Genomic DNA, 24,008 nt, shown 5'->3' with positions numbered 1-24,008 from the left:
CGGACGACTCATGACGCAATACAGTGCCAGCTCGATCGAGGTGCTTTCCGGCCTGGAGCCGGTGCGCAAGCGCCCGGGCATGTACACCGATACCAGCCGCCCCAATCACCTGATCCAGGAGGTGGTCGACAACAGCGTCGATGAGGCGCTGGCCGGCCACGCCAGCCGCGTCGCCGTGCGCCTGTTCGAGGATGGTGGCATCGAGGTCTCCGATGACGGCCGCGGCATGCCCATCGATATTCACCCCGAGCACGGTGTCTCCGGGGTGGAGTTGATCCTGACCCGGCTGCATGCCGGGGGCAAGTTCTCCAACGCCAGCTACCAGTTCTCCGGCGGCCTGCATGGGGTCGGGGTGTCGGTGGTCAACGCCCTCTCCCGGCGCCTGGAGGTGGAGGTGTTGCGCGATGGCAGCCGTCACGCCATCGCCTTCGAACACGGCGAGCCGGTCTCCGGGCTTGCGGTGATCGGCAGCGTGGGCAAGCGCAATACCGGCACGGTGCTGCGTTTCTGGCCCGAGACCAGCTACTTCGATAGCCCTCGCCTGGCCATCGGGCGGCTCAAGCACCTGCTGCGTGCCAAGGCGGTGCTCTGCCCGGGGCTCAAGGTGACCCTGGTGGAGCCCGATGGCACCGAGAGCGAGTGGCAGTACGCGGATGGCCTGCGCGACTACCTGGCCCAGGCGACCGATGGTTACGAGGTGCTGCCCGACTCGCCCTTTATCGGCCACTTTGCCGATGACGAGCAGGGCGTGGACTGGGCGATCCAGTGGCTTCCCGAAGGGGGCGAGCCGTTGCTGGAGAGCTACGTCAACCTGATCCCCACGCCCCAGGGCGGCACCCACGTCAACGGGCTGCGCGCCGGCCTGCTCGAGGCGCTGCGGGAGTTCTGCGAATACCGAAGCCTGCTGCCGCGGGGGGTGAAGCTCAGCGCCGAGGACCTCTGGGAGCGGGTCAGCTATGTGCTCTCGGTGAAGATGCTCGACCCGCAGTTCGCCGGTCAGACCAAGGAGAGGCTCTCCTCGCGCACCGTGGCGGGCTTCGTTTCCGGCGTGGTCAAGGACGCCTTCTCGCTGTGGCTCAACCAGCATGTCGACCAGGCCGAGGCCCTGGCGGAGCTTGTGATCAGCGCCGCCCAGCGCCGCCAGAAGAGCTCGAAGAAGGTGGCGCGCAAGAAGGTCACCTCGGGGCCGGCGCTGCCCGGCAAGCTGGCCGACTGCTCCGGTCAGGACCCGGCCGCCAGCGAGCTGTTTCTGGTGGAGGGGGACTCCGCCGGCGGCAGCGCCAAGCAGGCGCGCGACCGCGAGACCCAGGCGATCCTGCCGCTGCGCGGCAAGATACTCAACACCTGGGAGGTGGAGTCCCACGAGATCTACGGCTCCCAGGAGGTCCACGATATCGCCGTGGCCGTGGGCATGGACCCCGGCAGCGACAACCTCTCCAAGCTGCGCTACAACAAGATCTGCATTCTTGCCGACGCCGACTCCGACGGGCTGCATATCGCGACCCTGCTGTGTGCGCTGTTCGTGCGTCACTTCCCGGCACTGGTCGACGCCGGTCACGTGTTTGTGGCCATGCCGCCGCTCTACCGCATCGACCTGGGCAAGGAGGTCTTCTACGCCCTGGACGAGAGTGAGAAGGCGGCGATCCTGCGCAAGTTGGAGGGCAAGCGCGGCACCGTGAACGTCCAGCGCTTCAAGGGCCTGGGCGAGATGAGCCCGCTGCAGCTGCGTGAGACCACCATGGCCACCGAGACACGCCGTCTGGTCCAGCTCACCCGCGAGGCCGACGACGGCACCATGGAGATGATGGACATGCTGCTGGCCAAGAAGCGGGCCGCCGACCGCAAGAGCTGGCTCGAGGACTACGGCAACCTGGCGGATATCGAGGTCTGACCCGGCTTCGCCGGGAGCTGTAAGCCATAAGCTTGAAGCTGGAAGAAATGCCGAGGTGAGCGGCGCCGGTGGCAGCCCGCGGCGGAGGTCCTATGCCAGGGATGGCATCGGTAGCGCCCAGGGATGGGTTCACAGCGCCTCCGCCTAGGGCTGTCACCGGGTAAGCCGCGATTGTAAGCCGCGGACTCCGATGAGTTTTCAGTGGGACGATCCCCAAACGATTCCACGATCGCGAATAAGGTCAACGTGCTATGACCATGGATATCCAGGTGGCGGAGGGCGACGTCGAGCGCCTTTCACTGCGCGAATATACCGAGAAGGCGTATCTCGACTACTCGATGTACGTCATTCTCGACCGGGCGCTGCCGCATATAGGCGACGGCATGAAGCCGGTGCAGCGCCGCATCATCTACGCCATGCGCGAGCTGGCCCTCAACGCCAGCGCCAAGTACAAGAAGTCGGCGCGTACCGTCGGCGATGTGCTGGGCAAGTTCCACCCTCACGGCGACAGCGCCTGCTACGAGGCGATGGTGCTGATGGCCCAGCCGTTCAGCTATCGCTACCCGCTGGTGGATGGCCAGGGCAACTGGGGCAGCCCCGATGACCCCAAGTCGTTCGCGGCCATGCGCTATACCGAGGCGCGGCTGTCGAAGTTCGCCGAGGTGCTGCTCGCCGAGCTGGGTCAGGGCACCGTGGACTGGACCCCCAACTTCGACGGCACCATGAACGAACCCGTGGTGTTGCCGGCGCGGCTGCCTCATGTGCTGCTCAATGGCGGTACCGGCATCGCCGTCGGCATGGCGACGGATATTCCCCCGCACAATGTGAACGAGGTGGTCGAGGCCACCTGTCACCTGCTGCGTCATCCCGAGGCGACCACCACGGATCTGGTCCAGCACCTGCCGGCGCCGGACTTCCCCACCGCGGCGGAGATCATCACCTCGCGTGCCGACCTGCGCAAGGTCTACGAGAACGGCCGCGGCTCGGTGAAACTGCGCGCTCGCTATGTGCGGGAGGAGGGGAGCGTGGTGATCACCGCGCTGCCCTATCAGGTCAGTGGCGCCAAGGTACTCGAGCAGATCGCCGCCCAGATGCAGGCCAAGAAGCTGCCCATGGTGGCCGACCTGCGTGACGAGTCGACCCACGAGGAGCCGACCCGGCTGGTGATCGAGCCGCGCTCCAATCGTGTCGATATCGAGTCGCTGATGGCGCACCTGTTCGCCACTACCGACCTCGAGAAGAACATCCGCATCAATATGAACGTGATCGGCCTGGACGGCCGGCCACGGGTGATGCCGCTACCCGACATGCTCGGCGAATGGCTGCGCTTCCGGCGCTCCACAGTGCGCCGGCGCCTGGAGCACCGCCTGGGCAAGGTCGAGGACCGCCTGCACCTGCTCGAAGGCCTGCTGATCGCCTACCTCAATATCGACGAGGTGATCCGCATCATCCGCGAGGAGGATGAGCCAAAGCCCGCCCTGATGGAGGCCTTTGGCCTCAGCGATCGTCAGGCCGAGGCGATCCTGGAGCTGCGCCTGCGCCACCTGGCCAAGCTCGAGGAGATGAAGATCCGCGGTGAGCAGTCGGAGCTCGAGGCCGAGCGTGCCCATCTGCAGGAGCTGCTGGGCAACGAGGCCAAGCTGACCGACCTGATCGAAGAGGAATTGCGTGCCGCCGCCGAGGCCCACGGTGACGAGCGCCGCTCGCCTATCGTCGAGCGCGAAGAGGCTCGAGCGCTCTCCGAGGTCGAGCTGGTGGGGGCCGACCCGGTGACCGTGGTGCTCTCCGAGAAGGGCTGGATTCGCAGTGCCAAGGGCCACGAGATCGACCCCTCGGGGCTCTCCTTCAAGGCCGGCGACCGCTTCCATCTCGCCGCCCGTGGCAAGACCAACCAGCCGCTGGTGCTGCTTGACGATACCGGCCGCGCCTACACCCTCCAGGCACATAACCTGCCCAGCGCGAGAGGGCAGGGCGAACCGGTGACCAGTCGCGTCAATGTGGTGGCCGGCGCCCATATCGCCGGGGTGATGCTGGCGCCACCGGCGATCCGCTATCTGCTCGCCTCCGATGGCGGCTACGGTTTCGTCGCCCGTCTCGAGGAGCTGGTGGGCAAGAACAAGTCGGGCAAGTCGGTGCTCACCGTGCCCAAGGGCTGCAATGTGCTGCCCCCGGTGGCGGTACCCGAGGGAGAGGGGACGCTGGTCGCGGCGGTCTCCAACGAGGGGCGCCTGCTGCTCTTCCCCCTGAGTGAACTTCCCGAAATGGCCAAGGGCAAGGGCAACAAGATGATCGATATCCCCGGCCCGCGAGCCGCGCGTCGCGAGGAGTTCGTCCGCGACCTGGTGGTATTGCCGGCCGATGCCAGCCTGGTGGTGCATGCCGGCAAGCGCCATCTGACGCTCAAGGCCAACGATCTGGCCTATTATCTTGGCGAGCGCGGCCGGCGCGGCAGCAAGTTGCCGCGTGGGTTGCAGAAGGTCGATAGGTTGGAAGTGTTGAAGGGCGACACCTGACAAGACGGTGCCGCGGCGCCGGGGATAGGCCGTAGAGGAGGTCCTACGCCAGGGATGGCGTCGGTAGCGCCCAGGGATGGGTTCACAGCGCCTCCTCGAAGGCCTGTCGCCGGATCAGCCGCGGACACGAGAGAGTATCTGAGGCAACCATGACAAGACGAATCTTGATCCGCGCCACCGGCGTGGCACGGCCGGGTCAGCTGGCCGGACTGGGCAAGGCACTGGCGGCAAGTGGCGGGCGGCTGCTGGATATCAACCAGAGCGTGACCTTCGGCATGCTGTCGCTGGAGGCCCTGGTGGGCCTGGACCGCGACAGCGACCTCGAGGCCGCGCTGTCGGCAGCGGGTGACGAGTTGGGCCTCGACGTTCAGGCGATCCAGGTCAGCGCCGAGGATTACCAGCGCTGGAGCAGCCAGGCCAGCCGACCTCGGCTGATCCTTACCCTGCTGGCGCCGCACCTGCCCGCGGGCATCCTGGCCGAGGTCGGCTCGCTGACTGCCGAGCATGGACTGACGGTGGAGCTGATCCATCGCCTCTCCGGTCGCGAGCCACTGGATGGCGGCGTGCCCCAGGAGCACGACAGCATCCAGGGCGCCTGCGTGGAGTGCTGGCTGCGTGGCGACGAGGTCGACCTCGATGCGCTGCGCGAGAAGGCACTGGCGCTGGGCGCCATGCATGGGGTCGATATCGCCATCCAGGAGGACTCCATCTGGCGTCGCCATCGTCGGCTGGTCTGCTTCGACATGGACTCCACCCTGATCCAGGCCGAGGTGATCGACGAGCTGGCACGCCGTCACGGGGTCTACGACGAGGTAGCCGAGGTCACCGAGCGTGCCATGCGCGGCGAGCTCGACTTCCAGCAGAGCTTTCGCGAACGCATGGCCAAGCTCAAGGGGCTCGACGAGGCGGTGCTGGCCGAGATCGCCGAGGAGCTGCCGCTGATGGATGGCGTCGAGCGCCTGATGACCCAGCTCAAGCGTCTGGGCTATCGCACCGCCATTCTCTCTGGCGGCTTCACCTACTTTGCCCGTCATCTGCAGCAGCGGCTCGGCTTCGATGAGATCCATGCCAACGAGCTGGTGATCGAAAACGGCAAGGTGACCGGCGAGGTGCGTGAGCCGATCCTCGACGCCGATCGCAAGGCGGAGCTGCTGCGCGATATCGCCACCCGTGAGGGGCTGGCGATGGAGCAGACCATCGCCGTGGGCGATGGCGCCAACGACCTCAAGATGCTGGCCGCCGCGGGACTCGGCATCGCCTTTCGCGCCAAGCCGCTGGTGCGTGCCCGGGCAAGGCACTCGCTCTCGACCCTGGGCCTCGATGCCGTGCTCTACCTGATCGGGTACCGCCAGGGCGATCTGGAGGAGAAGGGCGGGTGAGTGCGAGCTTCGATACCTGGCGCGACCGTTTCGAACGACTGCGTGCCAACAAGCTGTTCGAGACCGCGGTCATCGCGATCATCATCCTTTCGGCACTGCTGATCGGTGCCAAGACCTACGAGGAGACCAGCCGTTTCGAACAGTGGCTGCTGCTGCTGGATGTGGCGGTCACCGTGTTCTTCCTGGTGGAGATCCTCATTCGCATGGCCGCGGAGAAGCGCCTGCGCGACTTCTTTCGCCAGGGCTGGAATGTCTTCGACTTCCTGATCGTCACCGCCAGCCTGATCCCGCTGGATGACTCGGAGATGGTGCTGCTGGCTCGCCTGCTGCGCATCTTCCGGGTGCTACGCCTGGTGTCGATGATCCCCGAGTTGCGCATGTTGATGGCGGCGCTGGTCAAGTCGATTCCACGCATGGGTTATGTGGCGCTGCTGATGTTCATCATCTTCTACATCTATGCGGCCATCGGGAGCTTCCTGTTCGCCGATGTGGACGACTTCCTGTGGCGCAATATCGCCACCGCCATGCTCACGCTGTTCCGTATCGCCACCTTCGAGGACTGGACCGACGTGATGTATGCCACCCAGGAGGTGTATGCCTGGAGCTGGCTCTACTACCTGACGTTTATCTTCCTGACCGCCTTCATCTTCCTCAACATGATGATCGGCATCGTGCTCGACGTGATGCAGAAGGAGAGCGTGCAGATGGAGATCGAGAGCGGGGAGGGGGAGGCCGCCGAGCTCCATGGCCTGCGGGACGATGTGCGCGAATTGCGCGAGCAGCTCTCGCGCATGGAGGGACTACTTGAGCGGCGGAGTTGACAACGCGCCTCAGGACTGATTCTCTAGGGGCATGAACCAGACCACGTACGACCTCGACCTACGACTACTAGCGCTAGCCTGAGCGCTGGCGATGCCGCCTGCATCGCCGAGTCACTGCTCCCCCGCTGGAGCCCCGGTCGTCAAGAGGTCGTACCATGTCAATCACCCCCGTCACCACATGCTGTTATACCCCCTGTTTCCCGGTCGCCCCGGCATCTCCCCACTGGGTTGATGCCCGTCGCCCCATGATCCTTCGTACAGCGCCCCGATCGCCTTGTGGCCATCGGGGCGCTGTCGTTTCCGAACGCCAGCACGCCTGACGCCCCCCTATCCAGAGGAGAACGCCGCCATGATGCTCGATAACCCTGCCGCCAAGTACCGCCCCTTCGTCGCCGTGGATCTGCCCGATCGCCAGTGGCCCAACCGCCGCATCGAGCAGCCGCCGATCTGGACCAGCGTCGATCTGCGTGATGGCAACCAGTCGCTGATTGATCCCATGGACCAGGAGCGCAAGCAGCGCCTCTTCGACCTGCTGGTGAAGATCGGCTTCAAGGAGATCGAGGTGGGCTTCCCCTCGGCCTCCCAGACCGACTATGACTTCGTGCGTTCGCTGATCGAGGAGAACCGCATCCCTGAGGATGTCACCATCCAGGTGCTCACCCAGGCCCGCGACCATCTGATCGATCGCACCTTCGAAGCGCTCAAGGGGGTGAAGAGCGCCATCGTTCACGTCTACAACGCCACCGACCCGATGTTCCGGCGCGTGGTGTTCGGGGTCGACAAGCCCCAGTGCATCCAGATCGCCGTGGACGCCACCACGCGCATCAAGCAGCGTATGGAAGAGGCACCCGAGACCAACTGGACCTTCCAGTACTCCCCGGAGCTGTTCACCACCACCGAGATGGACTTCGCCAAGGAGATCGTCGAGGCGGTGATGGATACCTTCGGTGCCTCTGCCGAGAAGCCGATGATCGTCAACCTGCCGGCCACGGTAGAGGTGGGCACCCCCAACAACTACGCCGACCAGATCGAGTGGTTCTGCCGTAATATCAAGAACCGTGAGGCGCTGATCGTCAGCGTGCACCCGCATAATGACCGTGGCACCGGGGTGGCCGCCGCCGAGATGACCCTGATGGCCGGCGCCGACCGCGTGGAGGGTACCCTGTTCGGCAATGGCGAGCGTACCGGCAACGTCGACCTCGTGACCCTGGCGATGAACATGTACACCCAGGGGGTGCGTCCGGGGCTCGACTTCTCCAATATCACCCCGATCATGCGGGAGGTGGAGTACTGCAACCAGCTGCCGGTCCATCCGCGCCACCCCTATGTGGGCGACCTGGTGTTCACCGCCTTCTCCGGCTCCCACCAGGATGCCATCAAGAAGGGCATGGCCGAGCGTCGCGCCAATCCGGATGCCACCTGGGACGTTCCCTACCTGCCCATCGACCCGCTGGATGTCGGCCGCAGCTACGAGGCGGTGATCCGCGTCAACAGCCAGTCCGGCAAGGGCGGGGTCTCCTATCTGCTGGAGCAGGAGCACGGCATCGAGCTGCCGCGCCGTCTCTCCATCGAGTTCAGCCAGGTGGTGCAGGAGGTGGCCGATCGCACCGGCAAGGAGATCACCTCCCAGATGATCTACCTGGCCTTCTGCGATGAGTACCTCGAGCAGACCTCACCCTTCGGCCTGGTCAGCCACCGTCTCTCCTCGGAGCCCGATAGCCCGACGGTCACCCTGGAGGCGACCATCGAGGAGCACGGAGAGCGCCGCACCATCCAGGGGCAGGGCAACGGGCCGTTGGCCGCCTTTATCCGGGCCATGGCGGCCGCCGGTCACGATGTGGAGATCATCGACTATCACGAGCACTCCCGCGGCCAGGGCTCCGATGCCGAGGCGATCGCGTACGTGGAGGTGCGCATCGACGGTGAATCGGTCTTCGGCGTGGGTACCGACGAGAGCATTACCAGTGCCTCGATCAAGGGGGTGATGAGCGCCATCAACCGCAAGCTCTCCACCCAGGCGCCCGCGGCGAACGTCACCGCCGAGTCGCTGGCGGTGGCAAAGTAGTTGAGCCGCGGCTGATCCGGCGACAGGCCTTCGCGGGGGCGCTGTGAACCCATCCCTGGGCGCTACCGATGCCTTCCCTGGCATAGGACCCCCGCTTCGGCCTGCCCCCGGCGCCGCTTGCCTTGTTGCTTGCAGCTTGGTGCTATAGCGGTGTCTTGCTCGCTTTGCCGGGAATTTCCCTGACCAGCCGCGGCATCAGAAAGCCCGGCAGCACGCCCCTGAGGCCCGCGACCAGTTCGCGGGCCTCGTCGTCTGGCACGTCGAAGTGCGCGGCGCCTGTCACCGGGTCGAGCACATGCAGGTAGTAGGGCAGCACGCCGGCTTCGAAGAGCCGTTCGGAGAGGGCGGCCAGTGTCTCGACCGTGTCATTCACCCCGCGCAGCAGCACGCTCTGGTTGAGCAGGGTCACGCCGGCATCGCTCAGGCGGCGACAGGCGGCGATCACGGACTCGTCGATCTCGTTGGCATGGTTGATATGCAGCACTACCACTTTCTGCAGGCGTGTGGCGCCGAGCCAGCCGAGCAGTTCGGCGTCGATGCGCTCGGGAATGACCACCGGCAGGCGGGTATGGATGCGCAGGCGCTTGAGGTGAGGAATGGCCTCCAGGCGCTCGCTCAACCAGGCGAGGCGACGGTCACTGGTCGCCAGGGGGTCACCGCCGGAGAGGATCGCCTCGGTGATCGAGGGGTCGTTACGCAGGGTGTCGAGGCTGGCGTCCCACTGTGCCATGGAGGGGGAGTTCTCGGCATAGGGGAAGTGGCGCCTGAAGCAGTAGCGGCAGTTGACCGCGCAGGCGGGGCTGGTGATCAGCAGCACGCGGCCATGATACTTGTGAATCAGCCCCTTGGCCGGGGTGTGGGCGGCCTCTTCCAGCGGGTCGGCGACATAGCCGGGAGTGGGCTGCGTCTCTTCGCCCAGCGGCAGCACCTGGCGCAGCAGGGGGTCGCCGGGGTCACCGGGGCGCATGCGGGCCAGGAAGGCCTCGGGTACGCGCACCTCGAAGAGCGAATGACCCGCCTCGGCACCGGGTAGCCAGCGTTCATCCAGCCCCAGGCGCCGGCACAGCTCGCGCGGGTCACGGATGGCGCCAGACAGTTGCGCCTGCCAGGCGGGTGGCAGCGAAAGTGGTGCGGTGTGTTCGCTGTCGGTGGGGACATCTACGTGGGTAATTGCGGTGGTGTCGGCGGTAGTGGTGAGGGCGGCGGTGCCGGTAGTCGCGATAGCGGGCTCCTCAGCCTCGTCGTGGCGCTGCAAAGGGGCGGGGCTTCGGGTTATCATGCGTTACACCAGTCAATGCGAACGAGGCGCTGACCGTTCTGGCCTGCCTCGTCGAAAATCGTTTCCCAGCGCGCCGCGGGGTCTCCGTGGGCGCGCTCGACCATGAGTGAGTGAAGATGGCTAACTATTCTACCAACGAATTCAAGGGCGGTCTGAAGGTGATGCTGGACGGCGATCCCTGCTCGATCGTCGAGAACGAGTTCGTCAAGCCCGGCAAGGGGCAGGCATTCAACCGCGTCAAGCTGCGCAACCTGATGACCGGCCGCGTCTGGGAGCGTACCTTCAAGTCCGGCGAGAGCCTGGAAGGCGCCGATGTCCTGGATCTGGACATGGAGTACCTCTATAACGATGGCGAGATGTGGTACTTCATGAAGACCGACGGCTCCTTCGAGCAGTACCCGGTCGAGAAGAAGGCCCTGGGCGACACCGAGAAGTGGCTCAAGGAGCAGGTGGTTTACACCATCACGCTGTGGAACGACAACGCGATCAGCGTGACCCCGCCCAACTTCATCGAGCTCGAGGTCACCGAGACCGACCCCGGCCTCAAGGGCGACACCGCCCAGGGCGGCTCCAAGCCGGCCACGCTCTCCTCCGGCGCCGTGGTGCGTGTGCCGCTGTTTATCAACGAGGGCGAGGTGCTGAAGGTGGATACGCGTAGCGGCGAGTACGTCAGCCGGGCTTGATCTCTCGACGACACGTCTGTTGACGACCTCCCGTAGGAGCGCGATTCATCGCGCGATTGGCGCCGAAGGCGACCAGCTGCGGCCTCCGCCAATCGCCCGACAAGTCGGGCTCCTACAACGGATGGGGTAACGCCTTACCCGCAGGAGCCCGCCGTATCAGGCGAATCCCCCCTCCCTGGGTGTACTCACCATGTCAGTTATCGATTGGCAGCCTACTGCCACTATGGCGACCCTGCGCGAGCGGGCTCGTCTGCTGGCCGAGGTGCGCGGCTTCTTCGCCGCGCGCGGTGTGCTCGAGGTGGAGACGCCGGTGCTGGGCCACGGCGGCAGCACCGACCTGCATCTGGCCTCGCTCTCGGCCGCGGCCTCCACGCCCGCCGGCCGAGAGCGCCTTTGGCTGCAGACCTCGCCGGAATTTCCCATGAAGCGCCTGCTGGCGGCGGGGTCGGGGCCGATCTTCCAGCTGGCACGCTGCTTCCGTGATGGCGAGGTGGGGCGGCGCCATAACCTCGAGTTCACCATGCTGGAGTGGTATCGCCCCGGCATGTCCCTCGAAGGGCTGATCGAGGAGACCGCGGAGCTGGTGAGGTGCGTGCTGGGGCGAGAGTCTGGGGATACCCCGGGCCCGCTGCGTCGTCGCCGCTACCGCGAGCTGTTTCGTGAGTACCTCGCCATCGACCCCTTTCGTGTGGCGCTGCCCGAGCTGCGCGGCCTGGCCGAGGAGAGGGGCGGACTCGCGATGAATGATGCCAGCCGCGACGACTGCCTGGACCTGCTGATCAGCCTCGAGATCGAGCCACGCCTGGGGCGGGGCGCCATCGATGTGGTGGTGGACTATCCGGCCAGTCAGGCGGCCCTGGCGCGACGCCATCGCGACCCGGAGGATGGTGTTTGGGTGGCCTCGCGCTTCGAGCTCTATCTCGAGGGACTGGAGCTGGCCAACGGCTACGATGAGCTGACCGATGGTGAGGAGCAGGCGGCGCGCTTTGCCGAGGACAACGCTGCTCGGCGGGCGGCCGGGTTGCCCGAGGTCACGGTCGATCGGCGGCTATTGGCGGCGCTGGAGCACGGCATGCCCGAGGGGAGTGGTGTAGCGCTCGGCATCGACCGGCTGATTCAGCTCGCGCTGGGCAAGGAGAGCGTGGCGGAGGTCATGGCCTTCGCCACGCCGCGCTGTTAAGGGGCGGTCAGCGAGTCTCCCATCTGCACCTTGACGCCAGGGTCGAGCCTCTCGGCGAAGGTTACCGGTTCGGCGAAGGCCATGACCACCGTGGAGCCAAGCTTGAAGCGGCCCATCTCCTGGCCCTTCTCCAGGCGTACCGGGGTATCGAAGCGGATGCGCTGGACCTCGCCATGGGGCAGGGGGGTGATCTGGCCGGCCCATACGGTTTCGATGGCGGCGACGATCATCGCGCCCACCAGCACCATGGCCATGGGGCCGTGCTCGGTATCGAAGTGGCACACCAGGCGTTCATTGCGGGCGAAAAGGCCCGGCACATGCTCGGTGGTGGCGGCGTTGACCGAGAACAGCCGGCCCGGCACGTAGACCATCTCGGTCAGGATGCCGGAAAGTGGCATATGCACTCGGTGATAGTCGCTGGGTGACAGGTAGATGGTGGCGAAGCTGCCGCCGAGATAGCGGGTCGCGGCCTCGGTGTCGCCGCCCAGCAGCGCCTCGGCCGAGAAGCGATGCCCCTTGGCCTGCAGCAGTTGGCCCGCCTCGATGGCGCCGAACTGTGAAAGACGGCCGTCGGCTGGGCTGGCCACGCCCTCGCCGATGGGCCGTGCGTCGTCCTTCAGCGCTCGGGTGAAGAAGTCGTTGAAGGTGGCATAGGCGGTCGGATCGGGCTCGGCGGCCTCGGCCATGTCCACCCCGAAGCGGCGGATAAAGGCACGCACCAGGGCATTCTTGAGCGCGGGCTGGCGACATTCGGCCAGCCGGCCCACCAGCCGCGAGAGCAGATGGTGGGGCACGGGGTACTGCATCAGGGCAAATAGCTTGGCAGGTGACAAGGCTGGTTGTCTCCGGGATGAATCGAGTTGGGAGTACCGGAGTCGACCCTTTGGGGTCAGACCCCGGTCGAGATGCTGGGACTGTGATCGTGCATGTTGTGGGCGGAGGCCCCCCCCTCGGGGTCTGACCCCGAGGGGGGTGGCCTACTTCTCGATAGGGCTATCGTCGCGATTGCCCCACTCCTTCCAGGAGCCGGCATAGGCGCGGATTCGCTCGAAGCCTAGTGCTCTGCCCACCAGCCAGGTGAAGCCGCTGCGGTGGTGGCTCTGGCAGTGGGTGGCCACTTCCATGTCCGGGGTCAGACCCAGGGCCTCGAGCTCGGTGATCAGCTCGGCATAGTCGCGCAGGCGCAGGCCGCGCTCGGGGTCCATGGCCTGGGTCCACTCCAGGTTGACCGCTCCGGGGATATGGCCGAGATGCTTGTTGTCGCCCTTCTCGCCGCGGTACTCCGCCGGTGAGCGAGCATCCCATACCGCGAACCCCTTCTCGCCGAGGCGCTCGGCGATCTCGTCGCGCTCGATCAGCACCTCGGGCGTGAGGAGCTCCGCCTCATAGTCGCTGGGGTTGGGGGCGCTGGCCTCGGTGGCGAGCGGTTGGCCCGCGGCACGCCAGGCATGAATGCCGCCGTTGAGGTAGGAGTAGCGAGTATGGCCGATCAGCTCCAGGGTCCACAGCAGCCGGCCTGCCCAGCCACCGCCCTCGTCGTCATAGGCCATCACATGGGTGTCACGCGTCAGACCGAGGTCGCTGAACAGGGCCGAGAGCTGCTCGACACTGGGCTCGCGGTTCGGGACCTCGCCCTCGCCGCGCATCAGCCGAGCCTTGTCGAGGAACACGGCACCGGGGACATGACCCCCGGTATAGCTGTCGCCGCGCATGGGCACGTCGATGATCAGCAGCGACGGGGCATCCAGGTGCTCGGCGAGCTGTTCCGGTTCGACGATCAGCGGTAGCAGGTTGGCTTCTGAACTCATGGGACTCTCCTTGTATGACAGCCTTGTATGTCAGCCTTGTATGACAGGTCCGCTCAGCTCACTTCCAGGGAGTCGAGGATGCGCCGGTAGCTGGCGAATCGCTCGGGATGAATCTCTTCACGCTCCACCGCGGCGAGCAGGGCACAGCCCGGTTCCTGGCGGTGACGGCAGTCGCGAAAGCGACACTGGCCGAGATAGGGACGAAACTCGACAAAGCCCTCGGTGACCTGCTGTTCGGTCAGGTGGCCGAGGCCGAACTCGCGAATGCCCGGGGAGTCGATCAGCTCGGCCCCCTCGGCGCGAGGCAGCCGATAGAGCCGCGCGGTGGTGGTGGTATGGGTGCCCTTGCGAGAATCCTTCGACAGGTCACCGATACGCAGCCCCTCGTCGGGAAGCAGGCGGTCGATCAGTGACGACTTGCCCACACCACTCTGCCCCACGAACACCGAGGTGCGGCCGGCCAGCCGCGACAGCAGGCTCGCCAGGCCATCCTCGCTGGCGGTGGTGGTGGCCACCACCGGGTAGCCGAGTGCCGCGTAGCGCTGCAGCAGTGCCATCAGCTCGCCACCGCCGTCGGGCAGCAGGTCGACCTTGTTGAGCACCAGCACGGGGGTGATGCCGGTGGACTCGGCGGCCACCAGGTAGCGGTCGATCAGGTTGGAGTGGGGCTCGGGCTCCACCGCGAAGACGACCAGGATCTGGTCGATATTGGCCGCCACCGGCTTGAGCTGGCCTCGGGCGTCGGGGCGCTCCAGCACGTTGTCGCGCTCGCCGCGGGCGACCACCACGCCCTCGACGATGCGCCCCTTGGTGTCCGTTCTGCCGCGCCAGATCACTCGGTCGCCGGTGACCAGGCCATCGAGGTTGGCGCGCAGATGGCAGCGTATCGATGCGTCGTCGGCGTCCGGCCGCACGTCCAGGGTGCGGCCGAAGTGGGCCATCACCCGGCCTGACTGCTCGGCGCCGTAGTCGCCGGCGGTGAGCAGCTCCTCTTCCTGGACATCGTGGCGGGTGGCGCGTGCGGCGCGCTCGGCCTGTATCTTCTCGATACGCCAGCGTTGCTGGCGACTCAGCTTGCGTTTGCTCATGGGGCCCTGATGCTCGGTACAATGATGGCATTGTACTCATCCATGACGCCGGCTGTCGCGAGGTTGCGAGTCGGCCCACGCAGGAGAAGGTGTTTTCATGAGCACGAACGCGTCAGTGAAAGACGACAAGCAGAACCCCCGCAGCCAGCGTCTGGTCTGGATCGACCTGGAGATGACCGGCCTCGACCCGAACAGGGAGCGGATCATCGAGGTGGCCACCCTGGTCACCGATGCCGAGCTCAATGTTGTTGCCGAAGGGCCGGTGATTGCGGTCAAGCAGCCGGATAGCCTGCTCGAGGGGATGGATGCGTGGTGTACCCGAACCCACGGCGAATCGGGGCTGACCGCGCGCGTGCAGGCGAGTGATGTGGATACCGCCGAGGCCGAGCGGCGCACCCTGGCGTTCCTGCAGGAGCATGTCGAGCCCGGCAGCTCACCGATGTGCGGCAACAGCATCCATCAGGACCGTCGCTTCCTTGAGCGTGAGATGCCCGAACTGCTGGCCTTCTTCCACTACCGCAACCTCGATGTCTCCACCCTCAAGGAGCTGGCCAAGCGCTGGAATCCCGGCGCCCTGGCGGGCTTCAGCAAGCGCAATGTGCACCTGGCCATGGATGACATCAAGGAGTCCATCGCCGAGCTGGCCCACTATCGCAATACTTTTCTGCGCCTGCCGGGACAGCACAGCGACGAGGAGGAGTAGGCGACTGGAGAATAAGGCGCGGCTTTTCCGGCGACAGGCCTGATCGGGGGCGCTGTGAACCCATCCTTGGGCGCTACCTCAGCCATCCCTGGTCTTCGGACCCCCTCCAGCCCTGTCCCCGGCGCCGCTCACTTGGGCAGTACCTGTTGCCTCCAAAAGGGCTAAGTCGCCGGCATATAGCGACTCCAGGGGTAGTGTTCAACTGGTCGCAATCAGCTGCTGGCGTTTTTCCCGCTGACGGGTCAGCGCCCAGCGCACATGCTCGCGGACGAGGTCGGAGGGGTAGGGCAGGCGTGCTCTCAGCGCCGCCTCGATGGCCTCGCTCCAGGGGGCGTTGCCCAGCCCCACGGCGAGGTTACGCAGCCAGCGCTCGTAGCCGATGCGGCGGATCGGGCTGCCGGCGGTCTTCTCCAGAAACTCCTCCTCACCCCAGGCGAATAGCGAGAGCAGGCTGGCGCGGTCGAGGTCGTGGCGCGGCGAGAAGTCCGTCTCGGCGGTGGGCGTGGTAAAGCGCGTGAAGGGACAGACCAGCTGACAGTCGTCACAGCCGAATACCCGGTTGCCCATGGCCACGCGATAGTGCTCGGGAATCGCTCCGAACAGCTCGATGGTCAGGTAGGAGATGCAGGCCCGGGCGTCGACCACGCGGTCCTCGACGATGGCGCCGGTGGGACAGGCGGTGCGGCAGGCGCTGCAGCTGCCACAGTGCTCGCCGGCAAAGGGCTCATCCGCCGGCAGCGGCAGGTCGGTATAAAGCTCGCCCAGAAAGAACAGCGAGCCGGCCCGCGGGTTGATCAGCATGGCATTCTTGCCGACCCAGCCGAGCCCCGCCTTGCGCGCCAGTGCCCGCTCCATGACCGGCGCCGAGTCGACGAAGGCCCGGTAGCCGAAGGGGCCTGTCTCGGCCTCGATCCACTTGGCCAGGGTCGCCAGGCGCTTGCGCATCAGCTTGTGATAGTCGCGGCCGGTAGCGTAGCGCGACACATAGGCCGTCTGCGGACTCGCCAGGGTGGTGAGGGTCTCGACCTCGGCGGGCAGATAGTCCAGCCGCACACTGATCACTCGCACGGTGCCGGGCACCAGCTCGTCGGGGCGCGTGCGCTTGGTGCCATGCTTGGCCATGAAGCCCATCTCGCCATGCCGGCCGGCCGCCAGCCAACGCTCGAGGCGCGCCTCATCCTCGCTGAGGTCGATATCGGTAATGCCAAGCTGCTGGAAGCCGAGCTCGCTCCCCCAGGCCTTGATACGCTGGGCCAGGGCGTGCGGGTCGGGGGCGTCGTCGTGGAGAGACGAGGAGGACATGATCGCGAAAACACCGTGCAGGGGGCCTGCGCCACTTGGCGCGGGCCGCGAAGGCTTTACACTGTTCGATAAGGTCGTTTGTCGAACGGCTGCCATGATAAAGCATTGCCACCGGGGAGACACCGCATGATCGATGCCAGCCAGGGGCCCGGGGCAGGATTGCGCCCCCTCTATCTTTCCGCCCAGGTGCGTGAACTGGATCGTCGCACCATTGCCGGTGGCATCGCGGGCTTCGCCCTGATGCAGCGAGCCAGTGCCGCGGCCTGGCAGGTGCTCAGGCAGCGCTGGCCCGAGGTTCGTTCGCTTACGGTGCTGTGTGGAGGGGGCAACAATGGCGGCGATGGCCATGTGCTGGCCGCCCTGGCCGCCGCCGAGGGGCTCACGGTGCAGCGCGTTCTGCTCAGGCCCGTCGATGAATTGAGTGGCGATGCCCGCCTGGCCGCCAGGATGGCCACGGCGGCCGGCGTGGGCGCCGAACCCTGGACGCCCGGCATCAGGCTCTCCGGGGAGTTGATGGTCGATGCCCTGCTGGGGACCGGGCTTGCCGGCGAGGTGCGCGGTGCCTTTCGTGAGGCGATCGCGGCGGTCAATGCCAGTGGCAGGCCGGTGCTGGCCATCGATATTCCCTCGGGGCTGCACGCCGATACCGGTGCGGTACTCGGCGACGCGGTGCTGGCGGCTACCACCTTGACCTTTATCGGCGACAAGCTGGGCCTGCATATCGGTGCGGCGGCGGAGCATGTCGGCGAACTCTGCTTTCGGGATCTGGGGGTGGAGGCCCTGGCCGCGACGGACCTGGTGCCGGCAGCGCACCTGCTCGACACGGGGCTGGCGGCTGCCTGGCTGCCGGCGCGGCGGCGTACCGCCCACAAGGGCGACTGTGGCCATGCGCTGGTGCTGGGGGGCGCGCCCGGTTTCGGGGGCGCGGCGCTGCTGGCCGCCGAGGCCTGTGCACGGCTGGGGGCCGGCAAGGTCAGCCTGGCCACCGCGCCGGCGCATGTTGCCGCCAGCCTGGTGCGTCGTCCCGAGGTGATGGCCCATGGCATTCGTGGTGCCACCGATCTCGGTCAGCTGCCCGCCCAGGCCGATGTGCTGGTGGTGGGCCCCGGCCTGGGGCAGGGCAGCTGGGGCCAGGGTGTGCTGCAGGCGGCTCTCGAGACCGACAAGCCGCTGGTGGTGGATGCCGATGGACTCAATCTGCTGGCCGCCTACTTCGCCGGAGCGGAGGAGGGCATGGCGCCCCGCGACAACTGGATCCTGACCCCCCACCCCGGAGAGGCGGCCCGCCTGCTGGGCTGGCGTGTGGCCGAGATCGAGGCGGACCGCCGTGCGGCCGTGGTGGCCCTGCGCGAGCGTTTCGGCGGGGTGGTGGTTCTCAAGGGGGCGGGCAGCCTGATCGCGGGCCCCCAGGGGGTTGCGGTCTGCCCCTTCGGCAACCCCGGCATGGCCAGCGGTGGCATGGGGGATGTGCTCTCCGGAATGCTCGGTGCCCTGCTGGCTCAGGGAGTGCCGCTGGAGATCGCCGCCCGACTGGGGGTGCTGGTCCACGCCAGGGCCGCGGATTTGGCCGTGGCCGACGCCGGAGAGCGTGGTCTGCTGGCCGGTGATCTGGCATCCTATGCGCGAATTCTAGTCAACCCGACCGAGTGTGATGGCGACGTGTGATGGCAAGGGCGAGGACGATGCGGCTGCGACTCGATGATGAAGCGTGCCAGGTGGGCCTGGGGGAGTGCCTGGGGCGTGCCCTGGAGGGGCGTGGGCGGGTCTATCTCGTCGGCGAGCTGGGGGCCGGCAAGACGACCCTGGCCCGCGGCGTGTTGCGTGCCTATGGTCATCGTGGCGCGGTGAAGAGCCCGACCTATACCCTGGTGGAGCCCTACGAACTCGATGGCAAGCGGGTCTATCACTTCGATCTCTACCGACTGGGGGACCCCGAGGAGCTCGAGTTCATCGGCGGCCGAGACCTGCTCGGGGATGATGCCTTGAGTCTGATCGAGTGGCCGGTTCGGGGTGAGGGCTGGTTGCCCGGTCCCGATCTGCGCATCGAGCTTGGTGTGGTGGGAGAGGGCCGCGAGGCCGTACTGGAGGCGGATAGTACCCATGGCGAAGCGGCCCTGGCTCGCCTGGCCGCCATGCCTGCCATCACCGAGTGGTGTCGAGCGGCCAAGCCCGGTGAGGGGACTCCCTGATGAGACCAGCCATCCTGCATCGCCTGCTGGCGCTGAGCCTGTCGATGATGGCCCCCTTTGCCGCGGTTGAGGCCGGCGAGGTGGAGAACCTGCGGCTGTGGGCGGCGCCGGATCATGCGCGCCTGGTCTTCGACCTGGCCTCACCGACCCAGGCCAAGGTGTTCTCCCTCGACAACCCGCGGCGGCTGGTGATCGATCTGGACGATAGCCGCATGCGGGCCGACCTCGACGGGCTCGATCTGACCGGCAGCGCCATCAGTCGTATCCGCTCTGGTGTTCGCGAAGGAAGCGATCTACGGGTGGTGCTGGACCTGGAGCGTGAGGTGGCGCCGCGCCACTTTGTCTTGGCGCCCAACGATCAGTATGGACATCGACTGGTGGTGGATCTGGAGTACCCTGGCGAGAGCGCCGTGGAGGATCCCATCGACCCCATCGAGGCGATGATCCGCGAGCAGGAGATCGCCGCCAAGCGCGCCCAGGCCCAGGTCGACCTCGGCGGCAGGGCCGTGGTGCCCGAGCCCGAGGCGGTGGTCCAGCCGGCTCAGCCCCATCCCAAACGCGATATCATCATCGCCATCGACGCCGGCCACGGCGGCGAGGATCCCGGTGCCATCGGCCCCTCGGGTACCCGCGAGAAGGACGTGGTGCTGCAGATCGCCAAGCGCCTCCAGCAGCGAGTCAATGCGGCCGAGGGGTTCCGTGCGGTGATGATCCGCGACAGCGACTATTACGTTGGACTGCGCCAGCGCACCCATATCGCGCGTGAGCAGAAGGCAGACTTCTTCGTCTCCATCCATGCCGACGCCTTTCATAGTCCGCGTCCCAACGGCAGTTCGGTCTTTGCGCTCTCCCAGCGCGGAGCCACCTCCGAGACCGCACAGTGGCTGGCCGCGAGCGAGAACAAGGCCGACCTGATAGGCGGCGTGGATGGCAACCTCTCGCTCAAGGACAAGGACGAGGTGCTGCGCGGCGTGCTGCTCGACCTGACCATGACCGCGACCCTCAACGACTCCCTCTCCATCGGCGGGCGAGTGCTGGATCGCATGGGGCGCGTCAACCGGCTGCACAAGCCGCGAGTGGAACAGGCCGGTTTCGTGGTGCTCAAGTCGCCGGACATCCCGTCGTTGCTGGTCGAGACCGGCTTTATCTCCAACCCCCAGGAGGAGCGTCGCCTGCTCGACCCTGCCCACCAGGAGAAGATGGCCCAGGCCATCTTCGCCGGCGTTGAGGAGCATTTCCGCACCAACCCGCCACCGGCCAGCCTGCTGGCCTGGCAGCGTGACAACGGGCGAAGCACCGCCGGCAACGAGTATCGCATCCAACCGGGTGATACTCTCTCCGAGATCGCCTCCCGCCATGATGTGCCGGTGCGCCGCCTCAAGCAGGCCAACGAGCTCAATGGCGATGTGATCCGGGTCGGCCAGGTGCTGCGCATCCCCCGCTCATAAGCTCGGCTTGCGGCTTTCGTTTCGTGGAGTGATATGTCAGAACAGCGTCGCATTCGAACCCTTGACCCACGCCTGGCCAACCAGATCGCCGCCGGCGAGGTGGTCGAGCGCCCCGCCTCGGTGGTCAAGGAGCTGCTCGAGAACGCCATCGATGCCGGCAGCTCGCGCATCGAGGTGGAGCTGGAGGCCGGTGGTGCCCGACTGATCCGGGTGCGCGACGATGGCAGCGGCATCGGTGAGGATGACCTGCCGCTGGCACTGTCGCGCCACGCCACCAGCAAGATCGCCTCCCTGGAGGAGCTCGAGGGTGTGGCGAGCCTGGGCTTTCGCGGCGAGGCGCTGGCCTCGATCAGTTCGGTATCGCGTCTGGAGCTGGTCTCCAACCCCGATGATGACCCCACCGCCGGATGGCGGGTGGTGGCCGAGGGGCGCAACATGGAGCCGCGGGTCTCGCCGGCGCCGCACCCCCGCGGCACCTCGGTGACGGTGCGTGACCTGTTCTTCAACACCCCGGCCAGGCGCAAGTTCCTGCGCAAGGAGAAGACCGAGTTCGGTCATGTCGAGGAGGCCTTCCGCCGCCAGGCGCTGTCGCGCTATGACATCGGCTGGACCCTGCGTCATAACCACAAGACCGTTCATCAGCTGCGGGCGGGGGAGGATCCGACCAGTCGCGAGCGGCGCATCGCCGCGCTGCTTGGCAAGGCGTTTCTCGAGCACGCCCTGCATCTGAATATCGAGGCCTCCGGGCTGCGGCTGTGGGGCTGGGTGGGTCTGCCCACCCACTCTCGTGCCCAGGCCGATCAGCAGTACTTCTTCGTCAATGGTCGTGTGGTGCGCGACCGCCTGGTGGCCCATGCGGTGCGCCAGGCCTACCGCGATGTGCTCTTCAACGGCCGCCATCCGGTGTTCGTGCTCTATCTCGAGGTCGACCCGACGGTGGTCGACGTCAATGTTCACCCCACCAAGCATGAGGTGCGCTTCCGCGACGGTCGCCTGGTCCACGACTTCCTGTTCTCCAGTCTGCACCGGGCGCTCGGCGAGGCGCGGGCCGGTGGGCAGGCGGAGGAGGAGCCTGGCGAGGCACCTGACGCGGAGGCGAGCGATCGCAACGAAGCGGACGCCGTGTCTCGCCAGGTGGCCGAGCCCGCCGGGCGCTGGCAGCAGCAGCCGATGTCGCTGCCCGAGCGCGACGAGGGCGAGCGGGTCACACCGGATCGGGTCAGGGCCTTCATGGAGGGTTATCGTCGCCTGCACCCGGATCACGAGGAGGCGCTGCTGACGCCGCAGCCGGCCGCGCCCGGTGCCGGAGGTGGTGCAGCGGGCCTGGCCCTGGCGGAGCACCAGGCGACACAAGCCCCGCGTCCCGAGCCGCTGCCCGAGCAGGATGATACCCGGGCCCCGCCGCTGGGCTTCGCCGTGGCCCAGCTGCACGGTGTCTATATTCTCTCCCAGAGTGAGCGTGGCCTGATCCTGGTGGATATGCATGCCGCCCATGAACGCATCGTCTACGAGCGCATGAAGACCCAGGTCCACGGGGGGCGACTCGAGGCCCAGCCACTGCTGGTGCCGGTATCGCTTGCGGCGAGTCCCGCCGAGGTGGCCACCGCCGAGGGTGAGCAGGAGGCCTTTGCCCGCCTGGGGGTCGAGCTCGATGTCGCCGGGCCCGAGACCCTGCTGGTACGGCAGGTACCGGTGCTGCTGGCCGATGCCGATGTGGAGCCGCTGATTCGCCAGATGCTCGCCGACCTGGAGCGCTACGGACGTTCCGACCACCTCGAGGCGCATATCAACGAGCTGCTCTCCACCATGGCCTGCCACGGCAGCGTGCGCGCCAACCGCCGCCTGACCCTGGCGGAGATGAATGCCCTGCTGCGTGACATGGAGCGCACCGAGCGAAGTGGTCAGTGCAATCATGGGCGCCCCACCTGGACCGAGATGAGCATGAAGCAGCTCGACCGCCTCTTCATGAGAGGGCAGTAGAAAAAGAGGTTCATCGCAAATTGGCGTGACTCCGTTCGGCAGTGAGAATTGGAAGGCCGGGTTCATTGTGGGAGGCCGGCTCTGCCGGGCGAATGGAGGCCAAAGGCCTCCCAGGATGGGCCAGAAAAGTGCGACAAGGCTAACGGGCGACTGTCGGCGCCATCGCCCGGGGAACCCGGCCTCCCACAGGGTGGCGAAGCCCACAGTGGGTAGCGGAGCATCCCCCCCTACCTACAAGTTTTACGTCAATCTGCGATGAGTCAAAAAAGAAGCTACCCGAGCTCCGGTAGACGCGGGGGCGGGTAAGCGCTGCCATATACGGGTAAGCTTCTCGGCGTCAGCATCGCTACCGACAATCCAGAGGAATGTCCGAGAATTTCATGACCGACGATCGTCCGCCCGCCATTCTTCTGATGGGCCCCACCGCCGCCGGCAAGACCGACCTTGCCATCGAGCTCCATGAGCGCCTCGGCGTGGAGTTGATCAGTGTCGACTCCACCATGGTCTACCGTGGCCTGGATATCGGCAGTGCCAAACCCTCGGCACAGGAGCTGACCCGGGCGCCGCACCGCCTGATCGATATTCGCGACCCGGCCGAGCCCTACTCGGCGGCGGAGTTTCGCGAGGATGCCCTGCGCGAGATGCGTGAGATCACGGCCCGTGGCCGTGTGCCGCTGCTGGTGGGCGGTACCATGATGTACCTCCGCCAGCTGCTGCATGGTGTGGCCAACCTGCCAAGCTCCGACCCGGGGACACGTGCCGAGCTTCAGGCCGAGCTCGAGCAGCGCGGCCTGGCCGCGCTGCATATGGAGCTAGAACGCGTCGATCCGGGCGCCGCGGCGCGGATTCACCCCAACGATCCCCAGCGGCTGTTGCGCGCCCTGGAGGTGTTTCGACTCAGTGGTCGCACGCTTAGCGAGCTGTGGGCCGAACAGCGTCCTGAAACCTTTCCCTGGCGCACGCTGTCGATAGGGCTCGCCCCCGGTCAACGGCAGGTGCTTCATGAGCGTATCGCCACGCGCTTTGCCGCCATGCTCGAGGGCGGGCTGATCGATGAGGTCGCCGGTCTGCGTTCACGAGGAGACCTGACGCCGACGCTGCCCTCGATGAAGAGCGTCGGCTACCGTCAGGTCTGGGAGTATCTTGACGGTGAGGTCGATCGTGCGGGTCTCGAGCAGCGCGGTATCGTGGCGACTCGGCAGCTGGCCAAGCGGCAGCTGACCTGGATGCGCAGCTGGGAGGCACTGCACTGGGTGGATACCCTGGAGGGCGCCCCCCTGGCAGAGGTGCTGAAACTCGTGCGCCATTTCGGCACTTAGCGTAAGATACCGATTTCCGCTGGCCGCTGGCCGGGCCGCTTGAAAAGGCCCCATAACACCCCAACACCCCAACAACCCAACTCCAGAGACACATCCAGGGAGAGTAAAATGTCAAAAGGGCAGTCGCTTCAAGATCCGTACCTGAACATCCTGCGCAAGGAGCGTATCCCGGTATCGATCTTCCTGGTCAACGGCATCAAGCTGCAGGGCCAGATCGAGTCCTTCGACCAGTTCGTGATCCTGCTGCGTAATACCGTCAGCCAGATGGTCTACAAGCATGCCATTTCCACCGTGGTGCCGTCGCGCAACGTGCGTCTTCCGGCCCAGGACCCTGCCGCCGCGCAGGATGATGAGTGAGGT

At 66.5% G+C, this 24,008-nt stretch carries 19 protein-coding genes; 14 read left to right on the top strand and 5 right to left on the bottom strand.

The annotated features are described in order from the left end of the window. Positions 1 to 10: 10 nt before the first annotated feature. The 5 genes from parE to leuA all read left to right on the top strand — a co-directional run bounded on the left by parE (position 11) and on the right by leuA (position 8,669). The gene (gene parE / locus GRB80_RS08155; protein ID WP_132045294.1) at positions 11 to 1,891 is read left to right on the top strand and encodes a DNA topoisomerase IV subunit B; all 1,881 of its coding nucleotides are present in this window, start codon (positions 11 to 13) and stop codon (positions 1,889 to 1,891) included. 251 nt (positions 1,892 to 2,142) lie between these two features. Then, entirely contained in the window at positions 2,143 to 4,404 is a 2,262-nt protein-coding gene (gene parC / locus GRB80_RS08150; protein WP_161423209.1) for a DNA topoisomerase IV subunit A, read from the top strand. A gap of 149 nt (positions 4,405 to 4,553) precedes the next feature. Next, positions 4,554 to 5,783, top strand: coding sequence for a phosphoserine phosphatase SerB (gene serB, locus GRB80_RS08145; RefSeq protein WP_161423208.1), 1,230 nt, complete (start codon positions 4,554 to 4,556; stop codon positions 5,781 to 5,783). Next, positions 5,780 to 6,604: an ion transporter gene (locus GRB80_RS08140; protein ID WP_161423207.1), complete on the top strand. Its 825-nt coding sequence runs from the start codon at positions 5,780 to 5,782 to the stop codon at positions 6,602 to 6,604. Before serB ends, GRB80_RS08140 begins: the two co-directional genes overlap by 4 nt. A gap of 349 nt (positions 6,605 to 6,953) precedes the next feature. Further along, positions 6,954 to 8,669 carry a 2-isopropylmalate synthase gene (leuA, locus tag GRB80_RS08135; protein ID WP_161423206.1) on the top strand — a complete coding sequence of 572 codons (1,716 nt, stop codon included), beginning with the start codon at positions 6,954 to 6,956 and terminating at the stop codon, positions 8,667 to 8,669. A gap of 142 nt (positions 8,670 to 8,811) precedes the next feature. Here leuA and epmB read toward each other — a convergent pair whose 3' ends face one another. After that, positions 8,812 to 9,948 (bottom strand): EF-P beta-lysylation protein EpmB, encoded by a 1,137-nt coding sequence (gene epmB / locus GRB80_RS08130; protein ID WP_161423205.1) that lies wholly within the window; start codon positions 9,946 to 9,948, stop codon positions 8,812 to 8,814. Between the two features lie 116 nt (positions 9,949 to 10,064). Between epmB and efp the strand changes: the two genes are divergently transcribed. Together efp and epmA are read left to right on the top strand one after the other, a co-directional pair. Next, positions 10,065 to 10,631, top strand: a complete 567-nt coding sequence (gene efp / locus GRB80_RS08125) for an elongation factor P (RefSeq protein ID WP_132043320.1) — start codon at positions 10,065 to 10,067, stop codon at positions 10,629 to 10,631. A gap of 190 nt (positions 10,632 to 10,821) precedes the next feature. Continuing rightward, positions 10,822 to 11,811 (top strand): EF-P lysine aminoacylase EpmA, encoded by a 990-nt coding sequence (epmA, locus tag GRB80_RS08120; RefSeq protein ID WP_161423204.1) that lies wholly within the window; start codon positions 10,822 to 10,824, stop codon positions 11,809 to 11,811. Here the strand turns inward: epmA and asd are convergent. The 3 genes from asd to rsgA form a co-directional block, all read right to left on the bottom strand. Further along, positions 11,808 to 12,644 (bottom strand): archaetidylserine decarboxylase, encoded by an 837-nt coding sequence (gene asd, locus GRB80_RS08115; protein WP_237561940.1) that lies wholly within the window; start codon positions 12,642 to 12,644, stop codon positions 11,808 to 11,810. The genes epmA and asd overlap by 4 nt on opposite strands. 144 nt (positions 12,645 to 12,788) lie before the next feature. Next, positions 12,789 to 13,619 (bottom strand): sulfurtransferase, encoded by an 831-nt coding sequence (locus tag GRB80_RS08110; RefSeq protein WP_161423203.1) that lies wholly within the window; start codon positions 13,617 to 13,619, stop codon positions 12,789 to 12,791. A 53-nt stretch (positions 13,620 to 13,672) separates the two neighbouring features. Then, the gene (rsgA, locus tag GRB80_RS08105; protein WP_161423202.1) at positions 13,673 to 14,707 is read right to left on the bottom strand and encodes a small ribosomal subunit biogenesis GTPase RsgA; all 1,035 of its coding nucleotides are present in this window, start codon (positions 14,705 to 14,707) and stop codon (positions 13,673 to 13,675) included. A gap of 97 nt (positions 14,708 to 14,804) precedes the next feature. Between rsgA and orn the strand changes: the two genes are divergently transcribed. Then, complete coding sequence (gene orn / locus GRB80_RS08100) at positions 14,805 to 15,410, top strand: oligoribonuclease (RefSeq protein WP_132043311.1); 606 nt, start codon at positions 14,805 to 14,807, stop codon at positions 15,408 to 15,410. A gap of 198 nt (positions 15,411 to 15,608) precedes the next feature. On the opposite strand, the gene queG is transcribed toward orn, so the two are convergent. After that, positions 15,609 to 16,712 carry a tRNA epoxyqueuosine(34) reductase QueG gene (gene queG / locus GRB80_RS08095; RefSeq protein WP_161423201.1) on the bottom strand — a complete coding sequence of 368 codons (1,104 nt, stop codon included), beginning with the start codon at positions 16,710 to 16,712 and terminating at the stop codon, positions 15,609 to 15,611. A 126-nt stretch (positions 16,713 to 16,838) separates the two neighbouring features. On the opposite strand from queG, the gene GRB80_RS08090 reads away from it, so the two are divergent. The 6 genes from GRB80_RS08090 to hfq all read left to right on the top strand — a co-directional run bounded on the left by GRB80_RS08090 (position 16,839) and on the right by hfq (position 24,005). Continuing rightward, entirely contained in the window at positions 16,839 to 18,377 is a 1,539-nt protein-coding gene (locus GRB80_RS08090; protein WP_161423200.1) for an NAD(P)H-hydrate dehydratase, read from the top strand. A gap of 17 nt (positions 18,378 to 18,394) precedes the next feature. Then, the gene (gene tsaE / locus GRB80_RS08085; protein ID WP_161423199.1) at positions 18,395 to 18,901 is read left to right on the top strand and encodes a tRNA (adenosine(37)-N6)-threonylcarbamoyltransferase complex ATPase subunit type 1 TsaE; all 507 of its coding nucleotides are present in this window, start codon (positions 18,395 to 18,397) and stop codon (positions 18,899 to 18,901) included. Then, a complete protein-coding gene (locus GRB80_RS08080) occupies positions 18,901 to 20,349 on the top strand; it encodes an N-acetylmuramoyl-L-alanine amidase (RefSeq protein ID WP_161423198.1) in 1,449 nt (482 codons plus the stop codon). The genes tsaE and GRB80_RS08080 overlap by 1 nt, the downstream gene beginning before the upstream one ends. 33 nt (positions 20,350 to 20,382) lie before the next feature. Beyond that, on the top strand, positions 20,383 to 22,329 hold the full coding sequence (gene mutL, locus GRB80_RS08075; RefSeq protein ID WP_161423197.1) for a DNA mismatch repair endonuclease MutL: 1,947 nt from the start codon (positions 20,383 to 20,385) through the stop codon (positions 22,327 to 22,329). Positions 22,330 to 22,709: 380 nt separating this feature from the next. Next, on the top strand, positions 22,710 to 23,648 hold the full coding sequence (miaA, locus tag GRB80_RS08070) for a tRNA (adenosine(37)-N6)-dimethylallyltransferase MiaA (protein ID WP_161423196.1): 939 nt from the start codon (positions 22,710 to 22,712) through the stop codon (positions 23,646 to 23,648). Positions 23,649 to 23,756: 108 nt separating this feature from the next. Beyond that, positions 23,757 to 24,005: an RNA chaperone Hfq gene (gene hfq, locus GRB80_RS08065; protein WP_132043297.1), complete on the top strand. Its 249-nt coding sequence runs from the start codon at positions 23,757 to 23,759 to the stop codon at positions 24,003 to 24,005. Positions 24,006 to 24,008 lie beyond the last annotated feature (3 nt).

It is taken from the genome of Halomonas icarae, assembly GCF_009901955.1.
Lineage (GTDB): Bacteria > Pseudomonadota > Gammaproteobacteria > Pseudomonadales > Halomonadaceae > Halomonas > Halomonas icarae.
The sequence above is the reverse complement of the archived record's forward strand: the minus strand, read 5'-3'. Positions and strand labels throughout refer to the sequence as shown.

What these genes read in the sequence shown, in the direction of transcription:
- tsaE (WP_161423199.1), top strand. Translation starts at nt 18,395, where the DNA reads ATGCGGCTGCGACTCGATGATGAAGCGTGCCAGGTGGGCCTGGGGGAG.
- orn (WP_132043311.1), top strand. Translation starts at nt 14,805, where the DNA reads ATGAGCACGAACGCGTCAGTGAAAGACGACAAGCAGAACCCCCGCAGC.
- parE (WP_132045294.1), top strand. Translation starts at nt 11, where the DNA reads ATGACGCAATACAGTGCCAGCTCGATCGAGGTGCTTTCCGGCCTGGAG.
- serB (WP_161423208.1), top strand. Translation starts at nt 4,554, where the DNA reads ATGACAAGACGAATCTTGATCCGCGCCACCGGCGTGGCACGGCCGGGT.
- efp (WP_132043320.1), top strand. Translation starts at nt 10,065, where the DNA reads ATGGCTAACTATTCTACCAACGAATTCAAGGGCGGTCTGAAGGTGATG.
- rsgA (WP_161423202.1), bottom strand. Translation starts at nt 14,707, where the DNA reads ATGAGCAAACGCAAGCTGAGTCGCCAGCAACGCTGGCGTATCGAGAAG.
- mutL (WP_161423197.1), top strand. Translation starts at nt 20,383, where the DNA reads ATGTCAGAACAGCGTCGCATTCGAACCCTTGACCCACGCCTGGCCAAC.
- GRB80_RS08080 (WP_161423198.1), top strand. Translation starts at nt 18,901, where the DNA reads ATGAGACCAGCCATCCTGCATCGCCTGCTGGCGCTGAGCCTGTCGATG.
- leuA (WP_161423206.1), top strand. Translation starts at nt 6,954, where the DNA reads ATGATGCTCGATAACCCTGCCGCCAAGTACCGCCCCTTCGTCGCCGTG.
- miaA (WP_161423196.1), top strand. Translation starts at nt 22,710, where the DNA reads ATGACCGACGATCGTCCGCCCGCCATTCTTCTGATGGGCCCCACCGCC.
- epmB (WP_161423205.1), bottom strand. Translation starts at nt 9,948, where the DNA reads ATGATAACCCGAAGCCCCGCCCCTTTGCAGCGCCACGACGAGGCTGAG.
- GRB80_RS08090 (WP_161423200.1), top strand. Translation starts at nt 16,839, where the DNA reads ATGATCGATGCCAGCCAGGGGCCCGGGGCAGGATTGCGCCCCCTCTAT.
- parC (WP_161423209.1), top strand. Translation starts at nt 2,143, where the DNA reads ATGACCATGGATATCCAGGTGGCGGAGGGCGACGTCGAGCGCCTTTCA.
- hfq (WP_132043297.1), top strand. Translation starts at nt 23,757, where the DNA reads ATGTCAAAAGGGCAGTCGCTTCAAGATCCGTACCTGAACATCCTGCGC.
- epmA (WP_161423204.1), top strand. Translation starts at nt 10,822, where the DNA reads ATGTCAGTTATCGATTGGCAGCCTACTGCCACTATGGCGACCCTGCGC.
- queG (WP_161423201.1), bottom strand. Translation starts at nt 16,712, where the DNA reads ATGTCCTCCTCGTCTCTCCACGACGACGCCCCCGACCCGCACGCCCTG.
- GRB80_RS08110 (WP_161423203.1), bottom strand. Translation starts at nt 13,619, where the DNA reads ATGAGTTCAGAAGCCAACCTGCTACCGCTGATCGTCGAACCGGAACAG.